Annotated in this window: 8 protein-coding genes; 6 read left to right on the forward strand and 2 right to left on the reverse strand. The window is 45.4% G+C overall.

Annotation, left to right across the window (positions count from 1 at the left end; genetic code table 11):
- Positions 1–276 precede the first annotated feature (276 nt).
- The 6 genes from A3EU_RS0113950 (at position 277) to A3EU_RS0113975 (ending at position 11570) form a co-directional block, all read left to right on the forward strand.
- Entirely contained in the window at positions 277–909 is a 633-nt protein-coding gene (locus A3EU_RS0113950) for a SanA/YdcF family protein (protein ID WP_020536793.1), read from the forward strand.
- Positions 910–914: 5 nt separating this feature from the next.
- A complete protein-coding gene (locus A3EU_RS0113955) occupies positions 915–1445 on the forward strand; it encodes a YfiT family bacillithiol transferase (RefSeq protein ID WP_020536794.1) in 531 nt (176 codons plus the stop codon).
- 124 nt (positions 1446–1569) lie between these two features.
- Positions 1570–2733 carry a class I SAM-dependent methyltransferase gene (locus tag A3EU_RS0113960; RefSeq protein ID WP_020536795.1) on the forward strand — a complete coding sequence of 388 codons (1164 nt, stop codon included), beginning with the start codon at positions 1570–1572 and terminating at the stop codon, positions 2731–2733.
- Between the two features lie 216 nt (positions 2734–2949).
- Positions 2950–9420, forward strand: coding sequence for a lectin-like domain-containing protein (locus A3EU_RS0113965; protein ID WP_044085914.1), 6471 nt, complete (start codon positions 2950–2952; stop codon positions 9418–9420).
- Positions 9421–9443: 23 nt separating this feature from the next.
- A complete protein-coding gene (locus tag A3EU_RS0113970; RefSeq protein WP_020536797.1) occupies positions 9444–10034 on the forward strand; it encodes a Crp/Fnr family transcriptional regulator in 591 nt (196 codons plus the stop codon).
- 78 nt (positions 10035–10112) lie between these two features.
- Positions 10113–11570 carry a nitrilase-related carbon-nitrogen hydrolase gene (locus tag A3EU_RS0113975; RefSeq protein WP_020536798.1) on the forward strand — a complete coding sequence of 486 codons (1458 nt, stop codon included), beginning with the start codon at positions 10113–10115 and terminating at the stop codon, positions 11568–11570.
- 85 nt (positions 11571–11655) lie between these two features.
- On the opposite strand, the gene nhaC is transcribed toward A3EU_RS0113975, so the two are convergent.
- A complete protein-coding gene (gene nhaC / locus A3EU_RS34270) occupies positions 11656–13119 on the reverse strand; it encodes a Na+/H+ antiporter NhaC (protein ID WP_020536799.1) in 1464 nt (487 codons plus the stop codon).
- A gap of 9 nt (positions 13120–13128) precedes the next feature.
- Entirely contained in the window at positions 13129–14385 is a 1257-nt protein-coding gene (locus tag A3EU_RS34275) for a hemolysin family protein (RefSeq protein WP_020536800.1), read from the reverse strand.
- Positions 14386–14398: the final 13 nt, after the last annotated feature.

Here is a 14398-nt window from a genome sequence, read left to right on the forward strand (position 1 = left end):
CGCGGCTATTGCTTTTTTGGTGGTTGAGGGTCGTTAATGGAGCGAGTGAAATCCGTAAATTTACCCTATCCAATCTCCATCTTATATTTCCTTACAATCCCTTACATGGTTCAAAATAAGCTTGGTCCCTTTGGTGGTTCAAATCCCCGCCCAAGCTTACAGCGTAAGCTCTCCAAGGCTCGCGGTTTAGGGAATATCAAGAGGCTATATTCTCCTCAGCTGTATATTTTCTGGTTGTTTTACGAAAACTCTCCCTAAAAACATCAATTTTGTATTATGAAAAAATGGCTCAAAATTTCAGCCTTTCTTATACTGGTGGTTGTTATCGTCACGGTACTTAATTATCACTATGTAAAACGACAAACCGCGGCCTCTTTATTTACGAACACCAGTGGTATCCCGCCCCAGAAGGTCGGTCTTGTACTGGGCACATCCAAGTATTTAGCTGGTGGACAGATCAACCTTTATTACCGCTACAGAATTACAGCTGCTCAGGAACTTTTTGAGGCCGGGAAAGTCCAGTTTTTATTGCTTAGCGGTGATAATGGCACCAAAGAATACAACGAGCCGGCGCAAATGAAAGAAGATTTGGTAGCGCTCGGTATTCCAGCAGATCGTATTTACCTGGATTATGCAGGCTTTCGTACCCTAGATTCTGTTGTACGAGCAAAGGAGATTTTTGGGCAAAAATCCTTTATTTGTATTTCGCAACCCTTCCACGCAGCTCGAGCCATATACATCGGGCAGCAACATGGATTAGAAGTCAGCGGATATGTGGCTCAAGAAGTAAGTTTGGCTTATGGCTACACGGTACTTATCCGAGAGTATCTTGCCCGTATGAAGATGCAGCTTGATTTAATATTTGGGAAAGCCCCAAAATACTTGGGTGAAAAAATAACCATTGAATAGACCTTATGAAATCACAACACGAACTCAGCTATCCCGTAGGAACATTTGTGGCTACTCCTTCCCCTTCTGCCAACATTATTGCTGATTGGCAGCAAATAATAGCCGATTTCCCCAACCAGCTACGTGCAGAAACCAGTGGCCTATCTTCTGAAGAATTAGCTTATCAGTACCGGCCCGGAGGCTGGACGATCCGGCAGGTCATTCATCACTGTGCAGACAGCCATATGAATGCTTTTACTCGCTTCAAGTTGGCGCTCACCGAAGAAAACCCTACCATCAAGCCTTACGATGAGGCCGCCTGGGCAGAAATGTCAGATTATCACCTTCCTGTTGGTGTTTCCTTGGGCATTCTGGAAGGAATACATACCCGCTGGGTAGCGCTATTAAAAGGGATGAACGAAGATCAATACCAATGTTCTTATTTTCATCCAGAGCATGGCGCTCCGTTTAGCCTATTATTAGGGCTGGACAATTACCAATGGCATTGTCGGCACCATTTGGCGCATGTGAAACAAGCAAAAGCATTAAAACTTTAGAAGGTCTGCCCAAAAACAGGGTTTAAAACTCAGCAAATACGGTAATTGTATAATCGCAATGGTACGATCAGCCCTGCCTGCTTTCACCTCCTAATTTCATTCTACGAATCTGTATCTTTGCGTGATGGAAGCAATAGAAACCTTTTTAGATCATCTTTCTCAGGCACTCATCAACCAGCAGTTGAGTAAATTAACGCTGAGCAAAAACCGTAGTGCCCAATCTGATTTGAAGAACGTCTATGCACGCCTGGTATTGATCAAGGAAGAGCCACACCTTTCCTGCACACTGCGCTTTGCTACGCGCGATGAGACCAAAAACTTCTCCCTTACAGAAGCGACCACTGCCATTAACAAATGGCTCACAGAGGATTTTCGCCAAGCCGAACTCTTCACCGTATCAAAACAGGTAAGTTTGATGATAAGCAAAAAGGGCAAGGGCTTGGTACGCTCTCGCACCATCGCTACTCGCGAACCTGTTTCTTTGGAACACAACCAACAAAAGCAGCGGCCGTTGACTGATCCAAGGCCCTACCTTACCTCACTAGGCATTGCGGGCCAGGATGGGCAAATCCTGCAAAATGGCAGGCGTAAGTTTCGGCAAATCAATAAGTACATCGAACTGATTAGCCATCTTTTGCGGGAGCAGCCATTATCAAAAGGTGCTCGCATCGTAGATATGGGTTCGGGCAAGGGTTACCTCACCTTTGGCTTGTATGATTATCTCGTCAATGAAACCCAACTGCCTATTAAAATGACGGGGGTTGAGCTTCGTCCCGATTTGGTAAAAATCTGCAATACCATTGCGGAACAAAGCAAATTTCAGGGGCTAGAATTTATCGCAGGCGATATTCATCAGTACGAACCAGATGGCGGCATTGACATGCTCATCGCCCTCCATGCCTGCGATACCGCCACCGACGAAGCCATCGCCAAAGGCATAAGAGCACAGGCCGAACTTATCATTGTCGCTCCGTGCTGCCACAAACAGGTACGCAAAGCAATGCACCCTCCGGCAGCACTACAGCCGATGCTACAACACGGTATCCTCTTGGAACGCCAAGCCGAAATGCTGACCGATGCTATCCGCAGCTTGTTGCTGGAAGCACATGGCTATAAGACCAAAGTCTTTGAATTTATAGGTACCGAGCATACCCCAAAAAATGTAATGATAACGGCCATTAAAAGCCAGCCAAGGCCTGAAGCACTGGAAGAAATCGAGCACCTGAAGTCTCAGTTTGGCATCGAAAGACATCATCTTGAAGACCTTTTGCTAAAAATGACCAACTAAACTCAACAAAGTCTTTATTTTAGCCGCTACAAACTAGCTAGTTTTACACTAGTTGCCCCTTTCCCTTTTTGAAACCAAGGCTTAAAGCCAACCTCAATACAACCAAATCTTTCGCTTTACTTTGGCTATTGCCAAGTAAAAGAATTGTACAGCCCTGGACTTACCCCCCAGTTGCAGTAGCCGGTAATTTGGGTCATTGACAAAGGAACAACCACTATGAGAATTCAAATACTTTCTTCCCTCTGCTTACTATTTTCATTGCCGCTTGCCGCACAGTTAACGTGTGACGATGAATTCCTCTTAACCGGAAGTGCAACCTTAATGGGGGAATGTATCCAACTGACCTCTAATGCGGGAGGACAGCAAGGCTGTGCCTGGTTTCACGAAGAAACAGACTTCTCCCAGCCTTTCTCCCACACGATGACCGTCAACTTTGGCACCAATAATGCTGGCGCTGATGGCATCTGCTTAGTTTATCAAAGCAATACTTCCTCTACCTGTGGAATCAGTGGCGAAGGTATCGGAGCACAGGGTATCCCTAATTCCTTTATCGTCGAATTCGATACTTACCAGAACGCTGCATTAGGCGACCCCGTCAATGATCATGCCGCTATTAATATCAATGGTGATTTCACAACAACCATTAATGGTCCTTTTGATCTCGGTAATATTGAAGATGGTAACGACTACGATGTCACCTTCAACTGGGACCCCGCGACCAATTCTTACGAAGTCTACTTTGACGGTAACCTGATCCTATCTGGTGTTTTTGACATCATCAACAACTGTTTTGGTGGATCAAACATGGCCTTTTGGGGCTACACTTCTTCTACGGGTGGGGCAACCAATATACATACCGTATGCCCTGGACTACCCGCAGAAGTAGTCGCTGATGCAGGAACCATGGTCACAATCCCTTGCGTTGGTGCTTTGGCTACTCTTGATGGAAGCGGATCTGATGCTGGTGCTGAATTTGAGTACGAATGGACAACCAGTAACGGAAACATCGTTTCTGGAGAGTTTACCGATATGCCTGTCGTAGATGCCGCAGGAGCCTACACCCTTACCGTTTATAACAATCTCACTTTTTGCGAAAGCATGGACGACGTTATCGTTGTTATCAATCAATTGGAAGCTGAAATTGACATTCCGCCTTATCTCGATTGTATCACAGGAGAGGTAACCCTTGACGGTAGCAACTCCACCTCTGGCAATGATATTTCTTATGACTGGACGACCAGTGACGGAAACTTCACAGACACCAATGGCAACCAGGCTACTGTCGACGAACCCGGAGAATATACCCTAACCGTCATCTATGACGATGGCCAAGGTGGTTTTTGCATGGAAGAAGCCAGTGTAATTGTCGAAGAAAACCCCGATGTCCCCGTAGCATTTGCACTCGATGAGATTTTGACCTGTGACCCACCCAGCGTAGAACTAGATGGGACGGGTTCTTCAGAGAGTAGTGTTTTTGATTATGAATGGACAACGAATGATGGTGTTATTTTGGCCGGAGGCAATACGCTTTTCCCGCTGGTAGGCGCTGAAGGCTTCTACACCTTAACCGTAATGAACAGTATCTCCGGATGTACTGATGAATACGACATTTATGTGACAGCTGACCAGGATATCCCCGATGCTATTGCAATTGTTGATGGAGAGGTAGGATGTGCAAATCCAAGCCTCGTGATCGACGGTAGCTTATCCTCCTTTGGAGATGAATTCACTTACCAATGGACAACTGCTAATGGTAATATTGTGAGTGGAGCAACAGACTTTTCCCCAGAAGTTGATCAACCAGGTGACTACACGCTTGTGGTCACAGATACTGACAATGGCTGTACAGACCAAACAACGGTAACCGTAATGGGAGGAAACAACCCTGTTATTGTTGATATCACTGCCCCGCCAACACTTACGTGCCTCACTACAAGTGTGGTATTGGATGGTACTTCAAGTATTCCATTTACCGGCGTTACCTATAGCTGGACGACTACAAATGGAACACTAATTGGCCCTACAGATCAAGAAACAGCTACCGCTACGGCTGCTGGAGATTATACTTTAGTTATCACTGAAATAGACACTGGCTGTAGCAATATGGCCACGGTTACCGTAAATGAAAACACAACACCACCTGTTGCCGAAGCAGGAACTGCTCCCCTTTTTAGCTGTGGAGACAGCAACCTACAACTCAATGGCAATGGCTCCTCAGATACCAATGCTACCTATCTATGGAGTACCTCCAGCGGTACAATCATCAGTGGAGCTACCACCCTGAACCCTTTTGTGGGATCAGCAGGCACCTATGTCCTCGAAGTCACCAGTACCGTCAACGGCTGTACCGCCACAGACCAGGTGATTGTTGTAGGGGATGATGATACTCCCGTAGTACAAATAGTATTAAGCGACACCTTGGATTGTCTTACCAATACTTTGACATTAGACGCTTCCGGGTCCACCAGCGGAATGGATTACAACCTCGTTTGGTCAACCACAGGAGGGCAATTTGTAAGTGGTACCAACGGCCTTCTGCCAGTAGTAGACCAACCTGGCGGATACACCCTTGAGATTACAGATACGACCAACGGTTGTAGCAGTAGCGCTTCGGTCACCGTCGTACAAGACACGCTCCTGCCGGTTGCAGCTATCATGCCGCCCATTGAGCTCAACTGCCAAGTTGTCGATCAGATATTAAATGGTTCTGGTAGTAGCCAAGGAGGAAACTTCCAATACCTGTGGTCTACAAGTAACGGGCAAATTACCTCGGCCACCGATACTCTACTGGCAAGCATCAACGATCCTGGCGACTATCAGTTATTGGTTGAAAACACCAGCAATGGGTGTACCTCCACCGCTACCGTAACGGTAACAGAAGATGTGGTGCTACCCGACCTATCTATACTGCCAATTAGCGAGCTGAATTGTGTGCAAAGTGATATGACCATCACTGCGAGCTTGGCTACTTCATTCCCCAATCCTGATTTTCAGTGGAACACCTTAGACGGAACAATCTCAGGTAGTGACAGTACCGCTCAAATTTTAGCAACCAGTATCGGAACTTACAACGTAACTGTGCTAAACCCGGCCAATCAATGTACAGACTCCAGTAGCATTCAGCTGACAGAAAACACGGTATCGCCAGCCGCAGCTGCAGGGACAGATCAAAATCTGGATTGTAACACAACTACTCACACCCTTGGCGGGAATAGTAGCACCGGCAGCAATATCAATTACACCTGGTCTAGTCCCAACGCCACACTCCCTTCACTCGATAGCATAGCGACCTTGGCCGTTAGCGATCCCGGTATGTATATTCTCGAAGTTTTGGACGAGAGCAATGGTTGCTTCGCAATAGACACGGTACTCGTGACCCAAGATATACAGCTCCCTACGGCTATGGTCGCATTGCCTCCTCAATTGACCTGTACCGACAGCCTTTCCCTCTTGGATGGTAGTGCCTCTATCGGCACCTCTGCCTTGGCCTACGCTTGGTCTACCTTGAACGGTAGCTTAGTCGGTAACCCAAGCGCGGATCAAGTCAATGCTGGACAAGCCGGAGACTACCAATTGATCGTCACCAATACCATCAATGGTTGTATGGATACTACTTCTACGGTGGTCACTCAGGATGATAATTTCCCACAGGCCAGTATAGCAATGCCTTTATCACTCACTTGTGGACGACTGAGTGTCAACCTTGCCGGCACAGCCAATAGTAACAGTGGCAATACCGCTTTCACCTGGACAACCGCTGATGGGAATATTGTGCAAGACGCCAGTACCTTACAACCCTTGGTAGATAGCCCCGGCACGTATACCCTCACGGTCGAAGACACCAACAACAACTGCCGAGCTCAGGCCGAAATACAGGTTCTTTTAGACAATATCCCGCCTATTGTTGATGCCGGTCTGGACACCTTACTTAATTGTACTCGGACACAACTGCAGTTATCAGGAACTGCCGATGCACAAGGGGCAGGTACAACCTATACATGGAGCACGATGAATGGCAACATTCAAAATGGAGCGAACACTGCTACCCCTATGATTGATGCCGCAGGCACCTACCTTCTGGAGGTAACAAACACCACCAACGAGTGCTTGGCCACCGACGAAGTAACCGTGACACTGGACACCATCAGCCCGGTTATCCAAATTTTGTCACCAGCTATTCTGACTTGCGCAGACACCACTGCTACCCTCGATGCGGGAGCGAGTCTCGCAGGTAACACCCCAACCTATAGTTGGAGCAATACCTTCAGCCTACCCATTATGAATGAAGACCAAGCCATCGCTACAATTACACAAGCCGGAGATTATCAACTCCTTCTTACAAATACAGACAATGGATGCAGTCAAACAGCGACCGTTTCCGTACAGGACAACCTGATCCCTCCAGTGCCAATGATTGCAGTACCTGACACCTTGGATTGCATTACCCTCTCTGTAGGGCTCGACGCAACGGGGAGTACAGGAAACATGCTTTCCTTCGCGTGGTCAAATGCAGATGGTAATACAATCACCAACGGTTCAACATCCACGCCTACAGTAGGCTTATCTGGTAGCTACGAGCTGCTTTTAACAGATAACGACAACGGCTGTACCGCTATTTCCGACATTGATGTAGAAGAAGACACCGACACACCACTAGTAGCCATTACACCCCCTATAACGGTGGACTGTAACAACCCTAGCATCCAATTACAAGGCAACATCGCTAGCAATGTAGGTAATGCCCCCGTATACAGCTGGACCACTGCAGATGGTAATATTTTGCAAGATGCTAATACCCTTATCCCCACAGTTGATCAAGCAGGTAACTACACCCTGATGGTTACCAACACTGACAATGGCTGCGTAGGTAGCCGTACGATTTTAGTGCGAGAAGACCTAGATGATCCTATTGTACAGATCGATCCTGTCGATACGCTCAACTGTACCGTGCTTTCTTTGAATATCGTGGGAGAAAACAGCACCGGAACGAGTAGCTTATCCTATCAATGGGAAAGTCCTGACGGAAATATTACCAGTCCTACTGATGGAGCCAATATTACCGTAAACACGCCAGGAAGCTATGGCCTTTTAGTCACCAACATCACTAACGGATGTACTGACAGCTTAGGCACAATGGTCTTTCAGGATACGCTTCAGCCAATAGCCATGATTGATATGCCGGGCATTTTAGACTGTGGAACACCAAGCTTAATTCTCGATGCTGGCGCATCTAGCAGTGGGCCTGACCTGGCCATAACCTGGTCGACAGCGAATGGGCAAATTGACGATGGAGCGGATGGTTTATTGCCAGAAGTAAGTCAGCCAGGAATCTATACTTTAGAGATCGTGAATACCGAAAACACCTGTTTCAGCAGCGCCAGTATTGAAGTATTACAAGATGACGACGTACCCGTTATTGTCTTTGCTACGCCAGCGGAACTCAATTGTAATGTACTGAGCACGCCATTGGACGCTACGGCTTCTAGCATGGGTACAAATTTACTCTACAGCTGGACGACAACAGGTGGGATAATTCTCTCAGGTGCCGATGGACTAACCCCGCAAGTAGGCGCACCCGGCACCTATATCCTTATGATTGAAGATACCAGCAACGATTGTAGCAACACCGCTAACGTCATCGTAGAACAAGACATTACGCCACCGCTGGCTTCTGCGGGCAACGATTTCGTACTGGATTGTACCGATGAACAGGATAACCTAAATGGCACCAATTCCTCCCAGGGCAGTACCTTCACCTACCTCTGGACATCAGTTGGTGGAACGACCGTTATCAACGAGAACACCTTATCCCCAACCATCAATGCCCCCGGAGGCTATCAAATCCTTGTGACCAATACAGCCAACGGTTGTACCGCAATGGACCTTGTGACCGTTACCGAAAATATCCCTGTAGCTACATTGGAGGCCGTACAACCACTCTGTTTTGGCGACCTTGGCCTGATCAACTTCAGCAGCATTCAAGGTGGCACCCCTCCTTACCTTTACAGTATCAATGATGGAAACAGCTTGCAGTCGCAAACACTTTTTACGAACATCCCCGCAGGTGTTTATCAGACATTAATTGAAGACAGCAATGGCTGTACCTATGAAGAAACGATTGAAATCATTCAACCCGATTCACTCTACGTACTGGTCACCCAGCCCGAATTAGAGATCGATTACGGAGACAGTGTAAGACTGGTTGCACAAACCAACTACCCGGAAGCATCACTAGCACAAATTAATTGGGAAGACGCATCGACGCTTAGTTGTGGTGATTGCCTGGCCCCTTATGCCCAACCTACCGAGACAAGCCTGTATCAAATCAGTGTGATTTCAGAAAATGGCTGTAGCGACAAAGCTTTGGTGCGGGTTTTCGTCAACCGGGATTTCCCTGTGTATTTCCCTAATATTTTCTCGCCTAATGGCGATGGCGACAATGATGTATTTTATCCATTTGCCGAATTGGGCAGCGTCACCCAAATACATCAATTCGATATTTTTGATCGCTGGGGGAACGCTATTTACACCGTTGATAATTTCGCACCCAATGATCCTCGTTACGGATGGGATGGCACCAAGGCAGGCGTGATAATGAACCCTGCTGTTTTCGTCTATTTTGCCGAAGTAGAGTTTGCGGATGGGCGCGTAGAGATATTCAAAGGAGATGTTACGCTTATTCGATAGTTGCGCGCAAATAAATAATAGTTATGAATTCCGAACAGATTAAAGAAAGAACAAGGCCCTTAATCAACAAGGTATCACCTGTATCGGAGAGGTCGTTAGATCTGGTTAATGACTTAATCGTAATTGAAGTTTATGAAAAAGGAGATATTTTTATAGATAGAGGAAAAAGAAACAACAAGGAATACTTTGTTTACGAAGGTGTGTGTCGGAGCTTTCTACTAAGCCCGGAAGGTGAAGAAGTAACCATCTCCTTTTTTCTTGAAGGCGGTGTTCTTTCTCCGAATAAAACGAGAACAGCTAATCAAATATCTCACCTCAACTTTCAAGCGCTTACCAAGCTAACCGTTGCCAGTTTAAACGCTGACAAGTTTGAGCAGTTAATGATAAATCACATTGACATACGCGAGTTTGGAAATATGGTTTTACAAAATGAACTCCTTGCAAAAGTCGAGAAAGAAATTGGCCTCGCTTCGCTGAATGCTAAAGAAAGGCTCCTCCTTTTTAGAGAAAAATATCACTTCCTGGAAAATCTAATCTCACATATTGACATTGCCTCCTATCTCGGAATTACAAACATTTCCCTAAGTAGACTCCGTAAAGGACTCATGCAATAAAATGCCATCCTTTAACAAATGTTAATGGATTTGAAATCAGTATCATCAATCTTTGTAGAGAATTAAAAACAAAGAAAGATGAAAAACTTATCGAGTACCCTCAAGCAAGGATTCAATGTAAATAAAATTAATCCACTTTGGTATCTCGCAATCGGAGTAGCTACCATGGCGCTATCTCACATGACCTTTAGTATTGAAGTCATGGCTTGGGTTTCAAGTGTTCCTTTTTTAATTTATCTAAGCCTCACACAAGGCTGGAAGTCAAGATTAACCTTTTTTCTGGCTTTCGTTTTCGCTTGGACTTTGGTGGTAGCGAAGATTATTAGCGAGCCAATACCACTAGTACTGACCTTACTCTACTCGATTCCAATTAGTTTATTCCACCTGCCTGCTTACCTAGCCTGGAGTAGATTTAAAAATCAAAAATACGCGCTGCTTCTATTTCCTATTATCATGATCATTATGGAATGGATTCAATACACCTTTACACCTCTTGCCAGTTGGGGAGTAGCGGCATATACCATGCACGATAATGTATCACTTATTCAAACAGTGTCCTTGTTTGGCTTGGCTGGACTGAGCTTTCTCATTTATTGGGTTAATGTCTCAATTGCTACTATCATAATCAAAAGGGAAATCGCTACTTCAACATTTCAGCTTCCGTTAATTATGTTGTTCCTTTTCATTGTTTTTGGCTCCATTCGTTACGACTTGAGCAAATCCAATGGCATTGACACGGTAACTGTTGCAGCCGTTGGAACAGATTCCGAGGTAAGTGGTTTACCATTACCTTCTAAGGAAAGTAATGACCAAAATAAAACGGCATTATTTGAGCGAACAAGAACAGCAGCAGCCGGTGGTGCTAAAATAATAGCATGGAACGAAGCTGCCTTATTTATAATGCCTGAAGAGGAGAAGGAATGGATTGAATCCATAAAGAAACTAGCCGTTGAACTCAATATCACTTTGGTAGCTGCTTATGTGACACCCATTTCACAAACGCCCTTTAAGTATGAGAACAAGTACCAGTTTATTGATTCGTCAGGGAACATTACGCATTCCTACCTTAAGCATCAACCCGTGCCAGGAGAACCAGCAGTGCAGGGAACGTCGCCTTTAAAAGTGGTTGATGTAACAGGAACAAAAGTCGGAGCTGCAATTTGCTATGACTATGATTTTCCATACCTGGCAAAAGAGTATGGTGAATTAGGGGCAGATATGGTTATTCTTCCGTCAAGTGACTGGAGAGGCATTGACCCTGTGCATACAGAAATGGCTGCCTTTAGAGCAGTTGAGCAAGGTCATGCTGTCCTCCGTTCAACCCGTTTTGGGCTTTCCGCAGCAATCACACCATACGGTGAAATGGCTTCACAAATGAGCAGCTTTGATGGAAATAACAAAATCATGTATGCACAACTTCCTGCTAAAGGTGTCACTACATTATACTCCATCATTCATGATAGTTTTGTTTACCTGTGTATAGGCTTTTTACTATTCTTCACTGTAATTACAGTTCGATCAAACAAAAGTAAGTAAGACGTATACCGCTCATTCTGTAATAAGAAAGGCGACAAAATGCCATTTAGCACTTTGTCGCCTTCTTAGAGCTTCGCTCAAATAATTACTTAGCCAAAAACTCTCCATTCAACTGGCGAATCTTAATCCGGAATGCAGCAAACAGCAAGGTCATAAACGGACTTAGGTAATTGAAGATCGCGTAGATGAAATAATCGGCAACGGATACGCCAAGTACCCCAGATTGGTAAGCTCCACAGGTATTCCAAGGTACCAATACCGAAGTAACCGTTCCTGAATCTTCCAGGGTACGACTAAGGTTTTCGGGCGCAAGGCCGCGTTCTTCATAGGCTTTAGCAAACATCTTACCAGGCACAACAATTGCCAAGTATTGATCAGATGCCGTGACATTAAGTGCCAAACAGCTGGCCACAGTGCTCGCAAACAAGCTAAAGGTACTTTCTGCCATATTGAGTAGTGAGCGACTGATACGTGCAAGTGCTCCGATGGCATCCATGATTCCACCAAAAACCATCGCACATAAGATCAACCAGATAGTCCCCAACATTCCTGCCATCCCGCTAGAAGAGAAGAGATCATTAAGCAAGGCGTTTTCCGTTTCTACGGCTACATCTACAGTAATGGCTTTCATGACACCAACATAAGCGCTGGTAAAGCTGAGCGTTTCCGTTTCGGCTATAGCAGCCACAACTTCGGGTTGAAAACCTACTGCAAAAACACCTCCCAACAGCGTACCTGCCAACAATGCGATTAAAGGCTTGGTCTTTCGGATAATCAGAAAAATAACTACTGCTGGCACAAAAAACAGGACTGGGCTAATAAGAAACTGCGCTTCCATAGCACCAAGTAGAGCTTTGGTATCGGCCACACCTGTAGGCTCTATGGTCAGGCCTATTATGATAAATACGATGATGGTAATGACAATTGTTGGAACCGTCGTGTAGGCCATGTAGCGAATGTGCGCAAACAACTCGCCACCAGCCATAGCTGGTGCCAGATTGGTGGTATCTGACAATGGCGACATTTTATCCCCAAAATAAGCGCCAGACAATACCGCTCCTGCTACCATTCCCAGAGGAATGCCAATGGCTTGGCCGATCCCGACTAAGGCAATGCCCACCGTGGCAGAGGTAGTCCAGGAACTACCCGTAGCGATGGAAATAATAGCACAGATAACCACTGTAGCGGGCAGGAATATGGTCGGATTCAATATTTTTAAACCATAAAAAATCATCGAAGGAATCACTCCACTGATGAGCCAGGTACCCGCCAAAGCCCCTACGAGCAACAGTATAAGAATCGCTTCCGTCGTCGATTTGATATTATTGGCGACTTCATCAATCATTTTGCGGTAGGAGACCTTGTTCATAAATCCAACGATGGCAGCAACCGCTCCACCGATGAGTAAAATAAACTGGTTGGAGCCACTGAGGGCATCATCCCCAAAAACACTCACATTGAAACTAAGTAGGATAACCAGGATAATGACGGGAATTAACGCTTCCCAGATGTTGAGTTCCTGATTTTCAATAATTGGTTGTTCTTCCATGAGTGTTTTTTATTCTTCTTTCGTAATAGTTTCAATCTTCACCGTTTCAATACGGGTATTGCTCACCAACTCTATGATAAAGCGATAATCGCCAAGCTCCAGTATTTGTTCTTGTTCAGGAATATCTTCCGTTGTGGTTACCAGATAGCCAGAAAGGGTATGGTATTCCCCTTCTGGTAAAAAGAGGCCATACTTTTCGTTAAGATAATCGATCTCTAAACGGCCGGAAAACAAAAAGGTACCTTCTCCAAGGTCCTCTTCTATATGATCTCCCTTATCGTGTTCATCTTCTATTTCGCCAAAAATTTCTTCCAGGATATCCTCCAATGTAATGATGCCCGAAATACCTCCAAACTCATCGAAGACACAGGCGATACTCATCTTTTCTTTAATGAGTTTGTTCATCAACTCCGTTACATACATCGTTTCAGGTACGAATGGAATCGCCAGGGCAAGCTGCTTAATACTTTTGGGTTCTTCAAAAAGTTGCTGGTGATGTACATAACCCAGGACATTGTCCACATCTTCATTAATAACCAGAAGTCGGGACAAATGGGTCTTTTGGAAAACCTCCACCAATTCTTCTATGCTGGCGCTTACATCAATGCTCTCAATTTCGGTGCGTGGCACCATGCTCTCCCGCACACGCACTTCCCGCAGGTTCAATGCTTTTCCAAAAAGGTCTTTATCAATTTCCTCCTGAGCATCAGATCGAGACTCTCTTACGAAGTTTTCCAAATCCAGCCTTGTTAATATTTGCTCCGTTGGTGCTACTCTCTTTTTAAAGAGCAGCCGCAAAGTCAGGTCCGATGCTTTGGTCATCGTCCACGCAAAAGGAAAGAGTAAAAACTGTAGAGATCGTAATGGAATGGCCAGCTGATAAAGGAAATCATCTGCAAATAGGCGAAACAGCGTTTTGGGCAGAAACTCACCAAAGAGCAAAACCACAATCGTGATCAACACCGTTTGCAGCAAGACCTGAGAAATGCTTTCTTCAGAGATACCCAACAACTGAGACAGTATTGGAGAGAGCAGCTGCCCCATCAGATAGGTGAAAATAACCAAGGCTATATTATTCCCCACCAGCATGGTACTGATGAAGTTGTTTGGCCCATCGTACCAACCCGACAAGATCAGGCTCCGGTAGGAACCTTTCTTTTTCTTGAGTTCTATCTTCAGCTTATTCGCTGATACAAAAGCCATCTCAGAGCCTGAAAAGAGCGCCGAAAAAGCAAGTGCTGCAACAATCCCAATAAAAAGCCCCATAGGTTATTTAAAG

It is taken from the genome of Lewinella cohaerens DSM 23179, assembly GCF_000379805.1.
Lineage (GTDB): Bacteria > Bacteroidota > Bacteroidia > Chitinophagales > Saprospiraceae > Lewinella > Lewinella cohaerens.